The following is a 17,405-nucleotide window of genomic DNA, read 5'->3' as shown; positions in this document are numbered from 1 at the left end:
GGCGGCCCCGCTCTCGGTTTGTTTCGCCGCTTTTACCTCACCCCCCACACGTTCGGGGGGGCGGCTGCCCCGCCCACCCGCCCCCCTTCGCCTTTCCTTCTCGGGCCGCAGGCGGAACCGAGGAGGCGGCGGTGATCAGTTGTGGACCGACACCTCGAGGCCGACGGGCGACCACTCGTAGACGAACTTGGCGACATCGATCGGCATGTTCACGCAGCCGTGGCTGCGGGGCGAGCCGAAGGCGTTGTGCCAGTAGGTGCCGTGGAAGCCCTCGTCGCCGTTGAAGTACGTGACCCACGGCACGTTCGGCGTCTCGGTGATCGAGCCGTCGGGCTCGCGGCTCTTCATCGTCTGCATGCGCACGTGCGCGTAGACCGTGAAGTTGCCGGTGTCGGTGGGCGTGGCGGCCTTGCCGGACGAGATCGCCCAGGAGCGCACGACCGCGCCGTTCTCGATGAGCGTCGCGGTCTGGGATCCGAGGTCGACGTCGATCTTGCGAACGAGGTTGACCGACTCGAACGGCGTCTCGGTGACCGCGAGCGGGACGACGCCGTCGGCGGCTTCGAGCTTGTCGGCGACCTCGGACGCGAGGTTCGAGGTGTCGCCCAGCGCACGGCCGTTGACGCCCGCGGTCTCGGTGCGGAGCACCTCGCCCGAGGAATTCACGATGTTGGTCGCGGTGACGGGCGCGCGGTCGACGGCGCCGGCGAGGGAATCGATCGTGGTCTGGATGACCGCCTCGTCGGCGACCACACGGAGGGACCCGTCGTCGTCGACGACCGAGAACCAGCTCGCGGCGGTGGCGGGGTCGACGGGCACCGTGCGCTCTTCGCCGACGTAGAAGCCGATCGTGCCGAGCATCCCGTTCAGCGAGGTCGTCAGCGTCGTCGCGTCGTCGTCGGTGACGGCGGCCGCCGCCTCGACGGGCGCGCCGGAGAACTCGAGGCTCTTGCCGCCGTCGGCGACGGTGTCGACGATGGCGGCGGTGAGACCGTCGATGTCGACGGCCGTTCCGGAGACCGACGGAGTGACCGTGTAGGCGGCGGTGGCCGCGTCGAAGACCACGCCAGCATCGGTCGGATCCTCGTAGCTGGCGGGGACGGCCGAGCGCAACGCGGAGTCCGCGGTCGAGGGGTCGAGGGTGATCTCGCCCGCGATGGGGTCGCCCATCCATGCCCCGAGATTCCAGAGCGGATGCTCCGCGAACGCCTTGTCGGCGAGTGCCCCGGCATCGATCGAGGCGCCGAGGTCGGCCCCGGTGAGCACGACGTCGTCGCCTGCTCCGGTGAGCGTGACCTCGGTCTCGGCGACGTGCGCGTCGATCGCGTCGGCGGCCGCGCCGGGCGTGAGCCAGCCGACGGGGATGCCGGCGACGGTGGTTCCCGGAGCGATGAGGATCATCGACGCGGCGCCCGCGGCGAGGACGACCGCTCCTGCGCCCAGCCCGATCCACAGGCCGAGACGCTTCTTCTTGGGCGCGGGCTCGATGGGAGCCCAGGCGACCTCGGGGTCACCGCTCTGCGGCGGAAGGGCGGCGGTGGGCGCGTCGGAATCCTGTGCGACGACGGCATCCGTCGTCTCGTTCAGCTTCTCGGTCTTCGCATCCTGAGCTGAGATCAGATCGGTCACGAACATCACCCCCCGGTTTTCTCGTGTGTCCTCACTGATATGCTACGCGATCGCAGGTAACGGGGAGGCAACGGTCCGTGGGGCCGGCCGGGACTCTCTCAGTCGGAGACGACCGCGAGTCCGTCGATCTCGACGAGCATCTCCTCGCGGGGGAGTCCGGTGAACACCGTCGTGCGCGCGGGCAGGACGTCGCCGGTGGTGTGGGCGCTGACGAACGCGCCGTACGCCTCGTTCATGATCGGGAAGTCCTCGCGCGAGGTGAGATACACGCGCAGCATCACGACGTCGTCGAAGGTCGCTCCCGATGCCTCGACGATCGCCTTGACGTTCTCGAGGGTGCGAGTGGTCTGTGCGGCCACGTCGCCGGGGAACAGGTAGTCGCCGGTCTGCGGATCGACGGGACCCTGTCCCGAGACCTGCACGATCGGCCCTTTCCGCACGCCCTGCGAGAACGTGTGGGCGGGAGCGGGGGCGGCGTCGGTCGAGATGCGGATCTTCGCGGTCATACCTCCACCCTAGTAGCCTTGTTAGATGCCTCTACAAATTCCGGATCCTGTTCTCGGCACGTGGGCGAAGGGCTTCTCCGCGCGAACCGCGGGCCTCCGTCTCTCCGAGATCGCGGCTGCGGATCTGCACCTCTCCGATCTGACCACTCCGATCCTGACGGTGCACGAGGCCGCGCTCGCGCACAACGAGACGACGGTGTTCGGCTGGGCGGCCGAGCAGGGGGTGCTGCTGGCGCCGCACGGGAAGACAACGATGGCGCCGGCTCTCTGGCAGCGTCTGCTCGATGCGGGCGCGTGGGGGATCTCGGTCGCGACGGCGTGGCAGGCCGAGGTCGCGATCGCGGCCGGAGTGCGCACCGTGCTCATCGCGAACGCCGTGACCGATGGCGCGGCGGCCCGCCACCTCGGCGAGCTGCTCGCCGAGGACCCCGGCCTGCGCATCCTGTGCTGGGCCGACTCGCCGACGACCGTGGGCATCCTGGCCGAGGCTCTCTCCGACGCCCCTCGGCCCCTCGACGTGCTCGTCGAACTCGGCGGTGCGGGCGGGCGCACAGGCGCGCGCAGCCTCGCAGACGGCGAACGCATCGCCGAGGCGATCCTCGACGCTCCGGGCCTGCGCCTCGCCGGGGTGACCGGATACGAGGGGCCGTTCGGACCCGACCGCAGTGCCGCGTCGGTCGAGGCGGTCGACGCGTACCTCGAGACCCTCGTGGCCCTGCACCGGCGTCTCGCGTACCCGGAGGGCGTCCGTCCGGTGCTGAGCGCCGGTGGCAGCGCCTTCCCCGATCGTGCCGCCGCGATCCTCGCTCCGCATCGGGCCGATGCGGACATCGTGCTGAGGTCCGGGGCGTTCCAGATCCATGACGACGGCTTCTACTCGCGGATGTCGCCGTTCGGTGGGCCGCTCACCTCGACCGCTCCGCTGCGGTCGGCGATGCACGCCTGGTCGCGCGTCGTCTCGCAGCCGGAGCCGGGCCTCGCGCTCCTCGATGCGGGGCGTCGCGATGTGCCGTTCGATCTCGGTCTGCCGATCCCGCAGTCCATCGGCGGCGAGATCACGGCCCTCAACGATCAGCACGCCTTCCTCCACCTCGCGGAGACCGCGTCGGCGGCCCCCGGAGACGTCGTGCGTCTCGGACTGTCGCACCCGTGCACCGCCTTCGACAAGTGGCGCGTCGTGGCGGTCATCGACGACCCCGATGCCGACGACCCGCGCGTCGTCGGGGCGGTGGCGACGTGCTTCTGAGCAGCGAGAAGCCGGTCAGGGTGTACCGGGCGGCGACGGTCGTCGACGGCACCGGGGGCGACCGGTTCGTCGCCGACGTGGCCGTCGAGGGATCCCGCATCGTCGCCGTCATCGGAGCAGGCGACCCCCGGCGGCTGCAGCTGCCGGACGACGCCGTCGAGGTCGAGGCCGCGGGTCTCGTGCTCGCTCCCGGATTCATCGACATGCACGCGCACAGCGAGCTCGCGGTGCTGCAGGGGGCGGCCCACGACGCGAAGATCCTGCAGGGAGTCACCACGGAGGTGCTCGGCCAGGACGGGTTGGGCTACGCGCCGCTCGATGACGCGACGGCGGCGGTCATCCCCGCGCAGATCGCCGGATGGAACGGGATGCCGGACGAGGCGCCGTGGCGCTCGATGGAGGACCTCCTCACGGCGATCGATCGGGCCGCCGTCGCGAATGCGGCCGTGCTCGTGCCGCAGGGCAACCTGCGGATGATGGTCGTCGGCCACGAGAACCGGCCGGCCACCGACGCCGAGATCGACGAGATGTCCACGATCCTCGGGGCGGCGATGGACGCCGGTGCCTTCGGGATGTCGAGCGGCCTGACCTACACCCCTGGCATGTACGCCGACACCGCGGAACTCGAGGCGCTCTGTCGGGTGGTCGCCGAGCGCGGCGGATACTGGGCGCCCCATACCCGCAGCTACGGGGGAGCGGCCCTCGACGCCTACCGGGAGGTGCTCGACATCGGCCGCCGCACCGGATGCCCGATCCACCTGACGCACGCGACGATGAACTTCGCACCGAACAGGGGGCGCGCGGCGGAACTGCTCGCCCTGGTCGACGCGGCATCCGGCGACGGCGTCGACGTCACCCTCGACACGTACCCCTACCTCCCGGGTGCCACGACCCTGGCGGCGCTCCTTCCTAGCAGACTCGCCGAGAGCGGCGACCTGCTCGGCGCCATCGCCGCGCTCGACGGCGCAGGCCGCGAGGCCGTGCGCATCGAGCTCGAGGACGTCGGCTCCGACGGCTTCCACGGCGAACGGGCCGACTGGGACGCGATCCAGATATCCGGTGTCTCGGATCCGCACCTGACCGGCCTCGTCGGCCGCTCCATCGCCGAGATCGCGGCCTCGTCGGGAAGGCCCGCCATCGACGTCGTGCTCGACACGATCCTCGCCGACCGCGGCGCCACGGGAATCCTGATGCACGTGGGCGACGAGGAGAACGTCCGGACGATCATGCGCCATCCGCGCCACTGCGGCGGCTCCGACGGGATCCTCGTCGGAGCGAGGCCGCACCCGCGCGGCCGGGGGACGTTCGCGCGCTACCTCGGGCACTACGTCCGCGAGCTCGGCGTGCTCACCCTCGAGGAGGGGGTGCGGCATCTGGCCGGCACCCCGGCCGCACGGCTGGGCCTCGACCGCGGCGACGCTCCCCGCGGAGCGATACGCGAGGGGGCCACCGCGGACCTGGTGCTGTTCGACCCCGCCGCCATCGGCGCCGGCGCGACGTTCGACGCGCCTCTCGAGCCGCCCGTCGGGATCGTCGAGGTGCTGGTCGCGGGCGTTCCCGTCGTGCTCCGTGGTGCCGTGACGGGTGCGGCCCCCGGCCGTGCGCTGCGCCGCACGCCGCCGCCGCATCGCGCCACGGTGCCGGAGGTGCTCGTGTCGGTGGATCCCGCCTCCCCGCCGTTCGAGTGGACGGCTCGCACCCCCGTGCTCGCGCCACAGGACCTCGCGGCGAGCGCGTCGCGGCTCGGGGCGCCGGAGAGTCGGAGCGATCGCTCCGGTGCCGACCCCGCGTCCGCATCGGGAGCCGACCCCGCGATCGTCCTGAGCATCGACGAATCGCTCGCTGCCGAGCCCTTCGCGCACGGGCGGATCGGTGTGGAGGCCTTCCGGATCGCGGTGTCGGCGACGACGATCGACGTGCGAGGCGCGAGCCCGCAAGGCGTGTTCCGCGGTGTGACCGCCCTGCTCCAGCTGCGCGAGCCGGGTGTGGAGCGCGCACGCATCCCCGCCGGCATCTGGCAGGGCGCCCCCGGCCATGCCTGGAGAGGCGTGATGCTCGACGTCGCCAGGCACTTCCGTCCTCCCGAGGACGTGCGGCGCCTGATCGACCTGCTCGCCGACCACCACCTCTCGGTCCTGCACCTGCATCTCACCGACGACCAGGGCTGGCGCTTCGAGGTGCCGGGCTACCCCCGGCTGACTCGGGTGGGGGCGCGCCGTGACGGGACGCAGCGGGGCCACGGTCCGCTGGCCACGGTCGAGGCAGGAGTGCACGAGGGGCACTACACGGATGCCGAGCTGCGCGGCCTCGTCGCCTACGCCGCCGAGCGCTTCGTGACGATCGTGCCCGAGGTCGAGCTGCCGGGTCACGTTCAGGCGGCGCTCGCCGCGTACCCGCAGCTCGGCAACACCGACGCCGCCGAGGTCGCGACCGGGCCCTGGCAGCGGTTCGGGGTGAATCCGCGCACCCTCGCGCCGACCGACGAGGCACTCGCCTTCGGGCGAGCGGCGATCGATGCGCTGTGCGATCTCTTCGACTCGCCCTGGATCGGGATCGGTGGCGACGAGGTCCCGGTGACCGAGTGGGCGGCGAGTGCGGCCGCGGCGGAGCGGATGCGCGAGCTCGGGCTCGCGACGGTGCGGGAGGTGCAGCCGTGGTTCACCTCGCACGTCGTCGAGCACGTGCGACGTCGCGGGCGCACCGCGCTGGCCTGGGACGAGGTGCTCGAGGGCGATGTGCCGCAGGAGGTGACGATCCTGGCCTGGCGCGGTCCCGTCGCCCTGCGCGAGGCGGTGCGCCGCGGACTGCCGGTCATCGCGTGTCCGGATCTGCAGATGTACCTCGACTACCCGCAGTCGGAGTCGCCCGAGGAGCCGATCCGGGTCGGACCGCCGCTGCCGATCGAGCAGACGTACGCGCTCCGCATCGACGAGGGGGCGATCGGCGGGCAGGCCAACGTCTGGACCGAGCATCTGCCGACGAGCGACCGGCTCGACTTCGCGATGTTCCCGCGCCTCAGCGCGATCGCCGAGCGACTGTGGGACGGGGGTGAGCCCCCGCCCTTCGAGGACTTCGCACGCCGCCTGCCGGTGCACCTGAGGCGGCTCGCGCATGCGGGGGTGGGGTATCGTCCTCTCGACGGTCCGGCGCCGTCGCAGCGGCGTCCGGGCGTGCCGGGCAAACCGCTCACGCGACAGGCGCGGGAGGAGATCGTCGAGGCGCTCGTGGCCCGGTTGTCGGAGTCGTCCGCGGGGTCCGGGACATCACTCTCGGCATAATGTAACGTTTCCGTAACCCTGCCTGTGCTATTCGGGGCAGGACTTGCACAATTTTTGTTCGTAAGGTCTACTAACAAACATGTCCGTATCGGATGCCACGCCTCCATCGACGTCACCAGACTACGTCGGTGCAAGCCTCCACGCCTTCGGCCCGGGGCGCCATCTGCGCTCGCGGGCGAAGGTGCTCCCGGAGCACGCGCGGGGGCACAACCGCGCGCTGGTGCTGCAGACCCTGTACCACTCCGGTGCGATGAGCCGCGCCGACCTCTCGCGCGAGACCGGGCTGACCAGGGTGACCATCTCCGACCTGGTCGCCGAGTTCATCGCCGACGGCATCGTGATCGAGATGGGCGTCCGAGAGACGGTCGGTCCCGGCAAGCCGCCGATCCTCATCGACATCGACCGGGTCGGGCATCAGATCATCGGAATCGATCTGTCAGGTCCCCAGGCGTTCGTCGGCGCACTGCTGAGTCTCGACGGCGACATCCTGGAACGCCGCGAGGTGCCGCGGCCGGAGAGCGCCGACGGCGAGGCCGCCTACGCCGCGACGCTCCAGCTCGCCAGGGCACTCGCCGAGACCGCCACCCACCCCATCCTCGGTGTCGGCATCGGCACCCCCGGCGTCGTGCGACCGGACGGTGTGGTGCTCAGCTCGCCCAATCTGGGCTGGACCGATCTTCCGCTCGAGGGCAAGCTCGGCATCGATCTCGGCCTGCCCGTACTCGTGCGCAACGACGCCAATGCGGCCGTGCTCGCCGAGTACACGTTCGGTGAGGCGAAGGCCGACTTCATGCTGATCAAGATCGGTCGAGGCGTCGGGGCCGGCGTGATCACCGGCAGCCAGCCGCTCCTGGGCAGCCGCTTCGCGGCGGGCGAGATCGGCCACGTCGTGGTCGGCACCGACGGGGGCCCCCGGTGCGCGTGCGGCAAGGACGGATGCCTCGAGGCCTGGCTCAGCGAGACCAGGCTGCGTCCGGCGATCGCTGCCGAGCCGCAGTCGCGGGACGAGATCCTGCGCGACGCGGGAACCCGCATGGGCATCGCGATCGCTCCGATCGTCGCCGTGCTGGACCTCTCGGAGGTCGTGCTCTCGGGCCCTGAAGACCTCCTCGACGGCGTGCTGATCGATGCCGCGGTCGAGACCCTGCACGCTCGCACGCTCGAGGGCGTCTTCGAGGACGCGCTCATCCGCCGCACGGCGCAGGACGACATCGTGCTCCGCGGCGCGGCCGTCATGGTGCTCTCCAGCCAGCTGGGCGTCTCGTGAGCGGCGCAGGAGACACGACTGCGCGCCGGAGCGCCATCCGATGACGGAGGCGATCGCCGTCGACCTCGAGGGTCGGCGTCTTCGAGTGGGCCTGGATGTCGGCGGGACGAAGATCGACGCGGTCGCGGTGGCACCCGACGGCGACGTCCGCGCACGCCTCCGACGGCCGACCGGATGGGGCGCGGAGGCCGTGGTCGAGAACATCGCGGCCGCGGTGACCGCGCTCGCCGCCGAGGCCGGCATCGACGCCGCTGCGGTCTCGTCGGTGGGCATCGGCATCCCCGGTCTCGTCGACGTCGCCACCGGACGAGTACTGCACGCCGTGAACCTCGGCGTGGAGTCGCTCGACCTCGCAGACCGCGTCGCCGACCGCCTGCGGGTGCCGGTTCGCGTCGAGAACGACGTGAAGGCCGCGGCGTTGGGCGCTGCCGCTCTGCGGCAGATCGACGGGTCGATGGCCTTCCTGAACCTCGGCACCGGTGTCGCGGCAGGCATCGTCGTCGACGGTGTGATCTGGCGCGGCTCGCGGGGGACCGCCGGCGAGGTCGGTCACCTGTCCGTCGACCCGAACGGACGGCTCTGCAGCTGCGGCCAGCGCGGATGCATCGAGACGCTGTGCGGCGGCGGTGCCCTGGCGCGCGCCTGGGCGGTGCCCGGTGCGCTGCCCGTGCTCGACATCCTGGACGCGGCGGAACGCGGCGACGTCAGAGCGCGTGCGCTGCGCGCGGATCTGTTCAACGGCGCTGCCGCAGCCGTGCGGGCGCTGGTGCTCTCGGCCGATGTGGAGCGGGTGATCATCGGGGGCGGGCTCACCGCACTCGGCGACCGACTCCTGTCGGGTGTCCGCACCGCGCTGCAGGCCGGAGCGGAGGCGTCGTCGTTCATGCGCTCCCTGCACCTGGACGACAGGATCGAACTGCTCCCCGCGGGGTCTCCCGCGGCGGCCTTCGGCGCGGCGCTCGTCGGCGCCTCCACCCCCCTCAAGGAGATCGTGACCCATGGCTGAAGTCGTCATCGTCGAGAACCCCGAGGCTGCCGGCGCGCTGGTCGCCGCCGAGATCGTCGACCTCATCGACGCGCGTCCCGATGCCGTGCTCGGACTCGCGACGGGGTCGACCCCGCTGCCGGTCTACCAGGCGCTGCGCTCCAGGCTCGCCGGCCGTGACGTCTCCCGGGTGCGTGGCTTCGCCCTCGACGAGTACGTCGGGCTCGACCCCGCGCATCCCGAGAGCTACCGGTCGGTGATCACCCGCGACGTCGTGGAGCCCCTCGGGCTCGATCCGCGTCGCATCCACGTGCCCGACGGCGCGCAGGCGACCATCCGGCACGCGGGGGCGGACTACGAGGCGGCCATCGATGCCGCGGGCGGTGTCGACCTGCAGATCCTCGGGATCGGCACCGACGGACACATCGGCTTCAACGAACCCGGTTCGTCGTTCGCGTCACGGACCCGCGTGAAGACGCTGACCGCGCAGACGCGCGAGGACAACGCCCGCTTCTTCGACTCGATCGACGACGTGCCCATGCACTGCATCACGCAGGGGCTCGGCACGATCCTCCGCGCCCGGCACCTGGTGCTCCTCGCCTTCGGCGAGGGCAAGGCGCAGGCGGTGGCGGATGCCGTCGAGGGACCGCTCTCGGCCATCCTCCCCGGGTCGGCGATCCAGCTGCATCCGCACGCCACCGTCGTGGTCGACGAGGCCGCGGCCTCGCGTCTCACGCTCTCGGACTACTACCGTTACACCTTCGCGAACAAGCCGAGCTGGCAGGGCATCTGACCCGTCGAGGGCTCAGCGCCCGGCAGTCGGCCACGCGAGCGGCAGCAGGTGCTCGGTGCTCAAGGGCGCGAGCGGCAGGGACTCGGCGTCGGCCGGGGTGATCCAGCGGAGCTCGGCGAGCTCGGCCTGCACGACGACGTCGGTGATCGGCACGGTCACGGCGAAGGCATCCGCGATAACCCGGTGGCCCGGCTCGTTGGCCGCCTCGGACACGAAGGTGCCGAGGGGGGAGAGGTCGGCCTCGACGAGCTCGATCCCGAGCTCTTCGTGCAGCTCGCGGATCAGGGTCTGCGCGGCGGTCTCGCCGGGCTCAGGCTTGCCGCCCGGCTGCATGAAGCGGGTCGTGCCGTGCTTGCGGACGACGAGCACCCGTCCGGCGTCGTCGACGATCACCGCGGCACTGACCCTGATGTCAGGCACGAGGGGTGAACACCTTGCCGGGGTTGAGGATGCCGAGGGGGTCGAACACCTGCGTGATGCGACGCTGCAGCTCCCACTGGTCGTCACCGAGCTCGTCGGCGAGCCATCGACTCTTCAGCGTTCCGATGCCGTGCTCGCCGGTGAGGGTGCCGCCGAGTGCGATGGCCGCACGGAACAGCTCGTCGGCCGCAGCCCACACCTCCGCCGGGGGCTCGGCGCCCTCGAAGATGAAGTTCGGGTGCAGGTTGCCGTCTCCCGCGTGGGCCACGGTCGGGATCGACATGCCGTACTTCTGCTCGATGCGCGCGATCTCGTCGAACATCGCCGGCATCGCGCTGCGGGGCACGGAGACGTCCTCGATGAGGGTCGTGCCGAGGGCGGACATCGCGGGATGCATGGCGCGGCGTATCGCCAGCAGCTTCTCGCCCTCTTCACGGTCGTGCGAGACCAGGGTCACGCCGTCGTGCGACTCGAGGATCGCGGCGATCGTCGTCGCCTCGACCACGGATGCGGGTCCGTCGGTCTGAATCGTCAGCTGGGCGCTGCCCGCGGCCGGCAGGGGCAGATCGAGCAGCGCGGCGACCGCGGCGAGGCTCCCGGCATCCATCAGCTCCATGATCGCCGGCTGGATGCCGGAGGCGGTGACGGCGGCCGAGGCCGCGGCGGCGGAGCGCACGTCGGGGAAGGTCGCCGTGACCGTGCACGTGGTGCCTTCGACCAGGCGACGGAGCTTCAGCGTCGCTCCGACGACGACACCGAGCGTGCCCTCGGAGCCGATGACGAGAGAGGTCAGGTCGAGACCGGTGACCCCCTTCACGCTCCGGTGCCCGAGGTGCAGCAGACGGCCGTCGGCGAGCACGAGGTCGAGTGCGAGCACGGCGTCGCGCACGACACCGTACTTGGCGCAGAGCAGGCCGCCCGCACCGGTCGCGATGTTGCCGCCGACGGTCGAGATCGCACGGCTCGCGGGATCGGGCGCCCACCACAGTCCGTGCTCGGCGAGGACGTCGTTGAGGTCGGCGTTGAGGATGCCCGGCTCGACCACCGCGAGCAGGTCGTCCGCCCGGATCTCGCGGATCGCGGTCATCCGGCGGGTGGAGAGCACGATCTCGCCGTCGCCGCCGTTGGCGGCACCGGCGAGTCCGGTGCCTGCGCCGCGCACGACGACAGGGGTGCGCGTCGCGGTCGCGATGCGCAGGACGGCCTGCACGTGCGCGACGGTCTCGGCGTGGACGACCGCGAGCGGTGTGCCGGGTGCGGCATGGCCCGAATGGTCCGCGCGGGCCTGATCGAGGACGTCGGGATCCGTGTCGACGAGGATGCCGAGCTCGGCGGTGAGCTGATCGACGACGTTCATGCGATGCGGCGCCGGCCGCTCACGAGCCCCGCACCGATGGCGACGACCGCGAACGCGATGCCGACCACCGGCTGGTCCATCAGCCACCAGGCGATGGTCACGCCGACGTAGATGAGCAGTTCCACGGCGGCGCGGAGGAACGGGTGCAGGCGCAGCAGGGGGCGCGGAGACAGGAACAGCGCCCACACCAGCAGGACGACGAGCGGGGCGCCGATGCCGAGGATGACGTTCCACGGCAGCGGCCACGTGGCGAAACCCCACAGCGCGAGGGTGCCGACGGAGACGACCAGGACGATCGAGCGAACGATGTCGAGAGGGGCGATGTTCGGGCGGTCGACGCCGGGCACGGAGGCCGAATCCTGAGGCATGACCCCAGTCTATTCGCCGCCGACGAGCCTCAGAGTGCGGGGACGACGACCCCGTCCGCAGCGTCGTCGGCGGTGTCGGGGGTCGGCTCGGTGACGGGGCCCGGGGTGGTCGTATCCTCCGGGGTGGTGTCGGTCGGCGCGGGCTCTTCGGTGACCGGTTCTTCGGTGACGGGTTCTTCGGTGACGGGTTCTTCGGTGACGGGTTCTTCGGTGACGGGCTCTTCGGTGACCGGTTCCTCGGTGACCGGCTGCTCGGTCTCCGGGTCGGTCGCGAACAGGCATACGAGGGTGAACAGCGGGTTCTCGCGGAAGTCGACACCCTGGTAGAGGTCGGAGGCCTCGTAGAGGTCCCACAGCGTCGTGCTGAGCGCCGGGCCCGTCTCCGTCCCGGTGGTGTAGAAGAAGTTGACGGTCGCGTTGGTGCAGAGCTGCGACAGCGTCGGACGAAGGTCGATGACGCCGTAGCCGAGATCGGCCTCGCCGGCCTCGAGCACGGTGAACCCGCTGCCTCCGGTGCTTCCGTTCAGGAGTGCATCGACGGTGGCACCCGGCGCACCGGTGAGCGATACGGAGTAGTGCGTGACCGTTCCCACGAGCGAGATTCCCACATCGGAGACCTCGGGACCACCGGCCGGCAGCTGCGGCTCGGTCGGGTTCTCGGGCTCGGTCGGGTTCTCCGGTTCGGTCGGGTTCTCCGGTTCGGTCGGGTTTTCCGGTTCGGTCGGGTTCTCCGGGTTGGTCGGGTTCTCCGGGTTGGTCGGGTTTTCCGGGTTGGTCGGGTTCTCCGGGTTGGTCGGGTTCTCCGGGTTGGTCGGGTTCTCCGGGTTGGTCGGGTTCTCCGGGTTCTCCGGGGTCGTCGGGGGCTCCGGGTCGGTCGGGTCTTCGGGGCCGGTCGGATCCTCGGGATCCGTGGGGGGGTGCGGATCCGTGGGCGGATCGGGATCGAGCGTCGGGGGAGTGACCACCGGCGGCTCGGGCGTCGAGGGTGCGGCGGGTGTCTCAGGAGTGGTCGCCTCACCGGGATCGGGCGTCACCGGCGCTTCGACCGGCGGTGTCTCGGGCGCTTCCTCTTCTTCGACGAGCAGCGTGCGATCCTCGGCCATGGCGTCGTCGGGGCCGACATCGGCGCTGATGGACGAGTCGCCGTCGCCCGCGTAGGGCAGTGACGCTGTGGGATTCGCTCCGGCGAGGCCGGGGATGATGGTCGCGGCGACGACGACGCCCGCGACCACCAGGGCCGCTGAGGCGGCTCCGACCAGGGCACCCACTCCGCTGAGCAGTCCTCCGCTGGTCGCTGTGCCCGCAGATCCGCCGGACGCTCCCGCTCCCGACGCTCCCGCGTGCCCTGCGCCTCCCGCAGTGCCGGCGCCCGCTCCGGCGGCGGCCGCGCCACCCGCGGCGACGACGACGGCGCCTTCGGTCACCGTCGACGGCATGGCCGCCAGCGCGACGATGGGGGTGCCTGCACCCTGGAGAGACGCGAGGTAGCCGGCTGATCCTGCGATGCCGAGCACGAGTGGCAGGAGGACGAGCGCGAGGCGCTTCGACACATCCTTGGCCTCGGCGGCGACGATCATGCAGCGGGCGCACTCGTCCAGGTGCAGCTCGAGGCGCTTGCGATCGCGAGTGCTCAGATTGCCCCGGGAATAGGCGCCCAGGTGCTCGATGGTCCACTGGCAGTCGGAGCCGGCCGCGGCGCTGCGCAGGTGCGCCTGGATCCAGGCCTCGCGGAGTCCTTCACGGGCACGGAATGCGAGCTGGGAGACAGCGCCGGCCTTCATGCCCAGAAGAGCCGCGGTCTCCTGCGGCTTCATCTGCTCGATCTCCGTGTACCAGAGCACCTCCTGCCAGCGGGAGGGGAGGCTGCGGAAAGCCTGAGCGGTCAGGCTGCGGTCGAGGGCCTCGTTGGCCGCCTGGTCGGTGCTGTCGGGATCGGCCACCGCATCGAGCTCGTCGATCGCGTGATCGCGGCGTGCGCGCCCCCAGGCGGCGGCGGTGTTGCGGATGCTGGTGAAGAGATAGGCGCGGAAGGAGCCGTTCGGTCCGCCGCCTCTGATGATGGCCTGGTAGATGCGGGTGTAGGACTCCTGCACGAGGTCGTCGGGATCGATCGACGAGGTGATCGACCGCGCGACGGACATGCCCGAGGGATAGTGGCGTCGCCACAGCTCGGCGAACGCCTCTGCATCGCCCGACCGCGTGCGCAGCACGAGATCCGCGTCAGCGATCCCCTCGTCGTGCGAAGTGTTGTCCTGATCCATGTCATCCATCTGTCGTGGAGCACGTGAAGTCGTCCCCACATGAAGAGACGCGTGAACCCCGTTTTCATCACGCGCCTTCTCCATTCTCTCGCCAAACCCCCGGGCATGTCACCCCACATCTGAAAAAGATCCGCTGGCGTGCTCCTTGACAAAAGCCCAGGTGATGACGGATAAGTCCGAACTGCGCGTGATTCGCGTGAAAAAAAAACTGAGAACTCGCGTAATGAATCGCGGTGGTCGTCGTCTCATCACAGAGAGAAGCCAAGGAGCTCCACCGGGGGGCGGAGCTCAGGCATCGATGCAGGGGGATATGCATCGATATGGCGGGCCGGACACCTCGGGGGAGGAGTTCCCGGCCCGCCGACTCGCGAAGAGGGGACATGACGGGGCCGCCGATCTGGGGAAAGGCGGCCCCGCACCCTTCCGGCCGCGTACCGGATCAGCTCCGGTCGCCGACCCACACGCACACGACACGAAGCTGCGCGTCCAGCAGAACGGCATCAGCCGTGAAGCCGGCGTCGAGGCTGCCGAGGTCGTGGCCGCATCCGATCGCCCGTGCCGGCGTCTCGGTGAGCGCTTGCACGGCATCGGACAGTCCGACCCCCGCGGCGATCGCTCGGCGCAGCGCGACATCCTGCGTGAGGGTCGAGCCGGCGATCGATCCCGTGTCGTCCGCGCGCGCGATCCCGTCCCGCACCGTGACGCTCACCGCACCGAGGTCGTAGTGCCCGTCGGCGCTCCCGGCCGCGGCCATCGCATCGGTGATCAGCGCCACGCGGCCGGGCGCGGAATCGAACACCAGCTTGATCACGTGCGGGTCGAGGTGCACGCCGTCGGCGATCGCCTCGAGCACCACCCGGTGATCGGCGGCGGCGGCCAGCACCGGCCCGGGGGCGCGGTGATGGATGCCGGGCATCGCGTTGAACGCGTGGGTCAGGATCGACGCGCCGGCGTCGAAGGCGGCGATCGCCATCGCGGCATCCGCGCTCGTGTGTCCGACCGCGGCGGCCGCGCCCGCCTCCACGATCGAGCGGATCGCGTCGAGGCCGCCGGGGCGCTCGGGGGCGATCGTCACCTGGCGGATCGTCCCTCGCCCGGCCTCCAGCAGCCGGGCCACATCGGCGGCGCGGGGCTCGCGCAGCAGGGTGGGCTCGTGAGCTCCGTGGTGCGCCGGGTCGAGGAACGGCCCCTCGAGGTGGGAGCCGAGGATGTCGGCATCCGTCGTCATGAGGTCGGCGATGTCCTGGACCCGCCGTGCGAGTGCGTCGAGGGGGGCCGTCACCAGGGAGATCACGGCGCGCGTCGTGCCGTGGGCGCGGTGCAGGGCCCGAGCGGTGCGGATCGCGTCGATGCCGTCGTCGAAGGACGCGCCTGCGCCGCCGTGCCCGTGGATGTCGATGAACCCCGGTGTGAGCACTGCGCCCTCTCCGGCGGATGCCACGGCGTCGACGACCTCGTCTGCCGCGGTCCAGGAATCGCCGACCCCTCGCCCCGAGACCTTGCCGTCGTCGAACCGCACCCACGCGTCGGCCAGCACGGACCCGCCGTCGACGAGTCGCGCGGAGTGGATGACGAGCGACCCCGTCGTCGGGCGCTCGGCGGTCATCGCTCGGTCCAGGGGATCTCGGGTGCAGGGTGGAAGTCGATGCCCTGAGCATTCCACACCGGCGCCAGTGCGCCCAGGCGTGCGCGGAACGACTCCCACGCCCGGCCCGAATCGCTGCGCGGCGACCACGCGACCTCGGCCAGGGCGGCGGCGCGCGGGAAGACGAGCTGCTCCACGTCGTTCCAGGTGCGCGTGGTCTCGCTCCACAGCGGCGCCTCGATGCCGAGGATCGCGGTGTCGGGTACGTCCAGCACCGACGTCGGCTCCCACTCGTAGGCGGAGCGGACGTCGATGGTGCCCGCCCAGGTGAGTCCGAGGGCGAAGTCTGTCGTGTACTTCATGTCGAGGTAAGCGGCGTCTGCGGCCGACATGATCAGCGCGCCCCCGCGCTCCACGAAGTGCCTCGCCTCGGCCGCATGCGACCCCTCCGGGGTCCGCTTGCCCCAGTACTGGCCGACCGTGCCCTCGGCGATGTCGGCCGCCGCGCCCACCTCGTGCCAGGCCACCGGCGTCTTCCCCTCGTCGACGACGATCGCGGTCGCCCGCTCGACGAACAGGTCGAAGTCCGCCTGCGGGGTCCCGAGCGATTCGTCTCCGCCGATGTGGATGTACGGACCGGGTGTCATCTCGGCGAGCTCTCGCACGACGTCGCGCACGAACTCGTAGGTGCGCTCCTCGTGGATGCGGACGCTGGAGTGCCCGACGCCCCACCCGAGGTAGGGCTCGCCGGCGACCGGGAGGTCTTGCCCCAGGCGCTTCGCATCGGCGATCAGTGCGTCGTTCATCACCGGGTCCTCGACGAGCTCTGGGTAGGCGACGCCGACGGCGTGCGTGTGCCCGGGCAGATCGATCTCCGGGATCACGATCATGTGCCGTGCTGCCGCGTAGGCGACGATCTCGCGATAGTCGTCCTTGGTGAAGAAGCCGCCCGCGTCGCCGAGGGCCGCGGTCGTGGAGGCGAGCTCGGTGAGTCGCGGCCAGGACTCGATCTCGATGCGCCACGCCTGATCGTCGGTGAGGTGGAGGTGCAGGTGATTGAACTTCAGCGCGCTGACGCTGTCGATCAGTCGCTTCACCTCGGCGACTCCGAAGAAGTGGCGCGCCACGTCGAGCATGACCCCGCGGCGGACGAAGCGCGGCTCGTCGGCGATCTCGGCGCGCAGGAGCGCCCAGCCGTGCGCGTCCTCGCGCAGCAGCTGCAGCAGGGTCTGGACCCCGTAGAAGAGTCCGGCCTCATCGGCGCCGACGATCTCGACCCCCTCCGCGATCGAGAGCGTGTAGCCCTCGGCCCCCGCGACCGACGCGTCGACACGCAGCGCGATCTCGCCGGTCGAGTCGCCGGTCGAGTCGGCGGAGTGGACGAGACGGATGCCGCTGCGGCTCTCGACCGCATAGATCAGCTGTGCGACGGCGGGGGAGCCCCCGGTCACGCGCACGTCGGGGGAGAGAGGCAGGCGCCCGGCTCCGATCGTGACGGATGCGGGCAGCGGCACCAGCGGCAGGTAATCAGGAAGGACCATGAACAAAACCTACCCTGCTCGGGGTCGTGGGCGCAGGGAAATCCGCTATGCTCGTACTCGTCGCGACTGGCGTCTGGGTGGACTACCACCGGGGAGCGACTGACCACGGAATTCGACCGCGCGCCTGGGCCGATAGGAACACCCTTCGAATCCGTCGTCAGAGGAGCAC

The 17,405-nt window shown here is 71.1% G+C and carries 13 protein-coding genes and 1 riboswitch; of the genes, 5 read left to right on the top strand and 8 right to left on the bottom strand.

What is annotated here, in order from left to right; genetic code table 11:
* Positions 1-135: 135 nt before the first annotated feature.
* Positions 136-1,635 (bottom strand): L,D-transpeptidase family protein, encoded by a 1,500-nt coding sequence (locus ABTZ43_RS04770; RefSeq protein WP_502885324.1) that lies wholly within the window; start codon positions 1,633-1,635, stop codon positions 136-138.
* A 92-nt stretch (positions 1,636-1,727) separates the two neighbouring features.
* Positions 1,728-2,135: a RidA family protein gene (locus ABTZ43_RS04765; RefSeq protein WP_350537989.1), complete on the bottom strand. Its 408-nt coding sequence runs from the start codon at positions 2,133-2,135 to the stop codon at positions 1,728-1,730.
* A gap of 25 nt (positions 2,136-2,160) precedes the next feature.
* Here ABTZ43_RS04765 and ABTZ43_RS04760 point away from each other — a divergent pair, with 25 nt between their 5' ends.
* The 5 genes from ABTZ43_RS04760 (at position 2,161) to ABTZ43_RS04740 (ending at position 9,704) form a co-directional block, all read left to right on the top strand.
* Positions 2,161-3,381, top strand: a complete 1,221-nt coding sequence (locus tag ABTZ43_RS04760) for a type III PLP-dependent enzyme domain-containing protein (RefSeq protein ID WP_350537988.1) — start codon at positions 2,161-2,163, stop codon at positions 3,379-3,381.
* Positions 3,372-6,659: a family 20 glycosylhydrolase gene (locus ABTZ43_RS04755; RefSeq protein WP_350537987.1), complete on the top strand. Its 3,288-nt coding sequence runs from the start codon at positions 3,372-3,374 to the stop codon at positions 6,657-6,659. The genes ABTZ43_RS04760 and ABTZ43_RS04755 overlap by 10 nt, the downstream gene beginning before the upstream one ends.
* 79 nt (positions 6,660-6,738) lie before the next feature.
* A complete protein-coding gene (locus ABTZ43_RS04750) occupies positions 6,739-7,926 on the top strand; it encodes an ROK family transcriptional regulator (RefSeq protein WP_056412062.1) in 1,188 nt (395 codons plus the stop codon).
* 40 nt (positions 7,927-7,966) lie between these two features.
* The gene (locus tag ABTZ43_RS04745) at positions 7,967-8,932 is read left to right on the top strand and encodes an ROK family protein (RefSeq protein ID WP_350537986.1); all 966 of its coding nucleotides are present in this window, start codon (positions 7,967-7,969) and stop codon (positions 8,930-8,932) included.
* Positions 8,925-9,704 carry a glucosamine-6-phosphate deaminase gene (locus ABTZ43_RS04740; protein ID WP_056412056.1) on the top strand — a complete coding sequence of 260 codons (780 nt, stop codon included), beginning with the start codon at positions 8,925-8,927 and terminating at the stop codon, positions 9,702-9,704. The genes ABTZ43_RS04745 and ABTZ43_RS04740 overlap by 8 nt, the downstream gene beginning before the upstream one ends.
* 12 nt (positions 9,705-9,716) lie before the next feature.
* Here the strand turns inward: ABTZ43_RS04740 and ABTZ43_RS04735 are convergent, their stop codons facing one another.
* The 6 genes from ABTZ43_RS04735 to ABTZ43_RS04710 form a co-directional block, all read right to left on the bottom strand.
* A complete protein-coding gene (locus ABTZ43_RS04735) occupies positions 9,717-10,124 on the bottom strand; it encodes an NUDIX hydrolase (protein WP_350537985.1) in 408 nt (135 codons plus the stop codon).
* A complete protein-coding gene (locus tag ABTZ43_RS04730; RefSeq protein WP_350537984.1) occupies positions 10,117-11,481 on the bottom strand; it encodes an FAD-binding oxidoreductase in 1,365 nt (454 codons plus the stop codon). Before ABTZ43_RS04730 ends, ABTZ43_RS04735 begins: the two co-directional genes overlap by 8 nt.
* On the bottom strand, positions 11,478-11,849 hold the full coding sequence (locus ABTZ43_RS04725; protein ID WP_056412044.1) for a YrdB family protein: 372 nt from the start codon (positions 11,847-11,849) through the stop codon (positions 11,478-11,480). Before ABTZ43_RS04725 ends, ABTZ43_RS04730 begins: the two co-directional genes overlap by 4 nt.
* Before the next feature lie 29 nt (positions 11,850-11,878).
* Complete coding sequence (locus ABTZ43_RS04720) at positions 11,879-14,110, bottom strand: sigma-70 family RNA polymerase sigma factor (RefSeq protein ID WP_350537983.1); 2,232 nt, start codon at positions 14,108-14,110, stop codon at positions 11,879-11,881.
* Positions 14,111-14,549: 439 nt separating this feature from the next.
* Positions 14,550-15,716 carry an N-acetylglucosamine-6-phosphate deacetylase gene (nagA, locus tag ABTZ43_RS04715; protein ID WP_350537982.1) on the bottom strand — a complete coding sequence of 389 codons (1,167 nt, stop codon included), beginning with the start codon at positions 15,714-15,716 and terminating at the stop codon, positions 14,550-14,552.
* Entirely contained in the window at positions 15,713-17,236 is a 1,524-nt protein-coding gene (locus ABTZ43_RS04710; RefSeq protein WP_350537981.1) for a beta-N-acetylhexosaminidase, read from the bottom strand. Before ABTZ43_RS04710 ends, nagA begins: the two co-directional genes overlap by 4 nt.
* A 52-nt stretch (positions 17,237-17,288) precedes the next feature.
* A riboswitch (ZMP/ZTP riboswitch) is annotated at positions 17,289-17,373 on the top strand.
* Positions 17,374-17,405: the final 32 nt, after the last annotated feature.

Origin of the sequence: Microbacterium sp. NPDC097977, from assembly GCF_040302605.1 — a bacterium.
In the GTDB taxonomy this organism is placed as follows: domain Bacteria; phylum Actinomycetota; class Actinomycetes; order Actinomycetales; family Microbacteriaceae; genus Microbacterium.
Note: the sequence above shows the minus strand (reverse complement) of the source record. Positions and strands in the feature narration are given on the sequence as shown.

What these genes read in the sequence shown, in the direction of transcription:
- ABTZ43_RS04770 (WP_502885324.1), bottom strand. Translation starts at nt 1,635, where the DNA reads ATGTTCGTGACCGATCTGATCTCAGCTCAGGATGCGAAGACCGAGAAG.
- ABTZ43_RS04765 (WP_350537989.1), bottom strand. Translation starts at nt 2,135, where the DNA reads ATGACCGCGAAGATCCGCATCTCGACCGACGCCGCCCCCGCTCCCGCC.
- ABTZ43_RS04760 (WP_350537988.1), top strand. Translation starts at nt 2,161, where the DNA reads ATGCCTCTACAAATTCCGGATCCTGTTCTCGGCACGTGGGCGAAGGGC.
- ABTZ43_RS04750 (WP_056412062.1), top strand. Translation starts at nt 6,739, where the DNA reads ATGTCCGTATCGGATGCCACGCCTCCATCGACGTCACCAGACTACGTC.
- ABTZ43_RS04745 (WP_350537986.1), top strand. Translation starts at nt 7,967, where the DNA reads ATGACGGAGGCGATCGCCGTCGACCTCGAGGGTCGGCGTCTTCGAGTG.
- ABTZ43_RS04740 (WP_056412056.1), top strand. Translation starts at nt 8,925, where the DNA reads ATGGCTGAAGTCGTCATCGTCGAGAACCCCGAGGCTGCCGGCGCGCTG.
- ABTZ43_RS04730 (WP_350537984.1), bottom strand. Translation starts at nt 11,481, where the DNA reads ATGAACGTCGTCGATCAGCTCACCGCCGAGCTCGGCATCCTCGTCGAC.
- ABTZ43_RS04725 (WP_056412044.1), bottom strand. Translation starts at nt 11,849, where the DNA reads ATGCCTCAGGATTCGGCCTCCGTGCCCGGCGTCGACCGCCCGAACATC.
- ABTZ43_RS04720 (WP_350537983.1), bottom strand. Translation starts at nt 14,110, where the DNA reads ATGGATCAGGACAACACTTCGCACGACGAGGGGATCGCTGACGCGGAT.
- nagA (WP_350537982.1), bottom strand. Translation starts at nt 15,716, where the DNA reads ATGACCGCCGAGCGCCCGACGACGGGGTCGCTCGTCATCCACTCCGCG.
- ABTZ43_RS04710 (WP_350537981.1), bottom strand. Translation starts at nt 17,236, where the DNA reads ATGGTCCTTCCTGATTACCTGCCGCTGGTGCCGCTGCCCGCATCCGTC.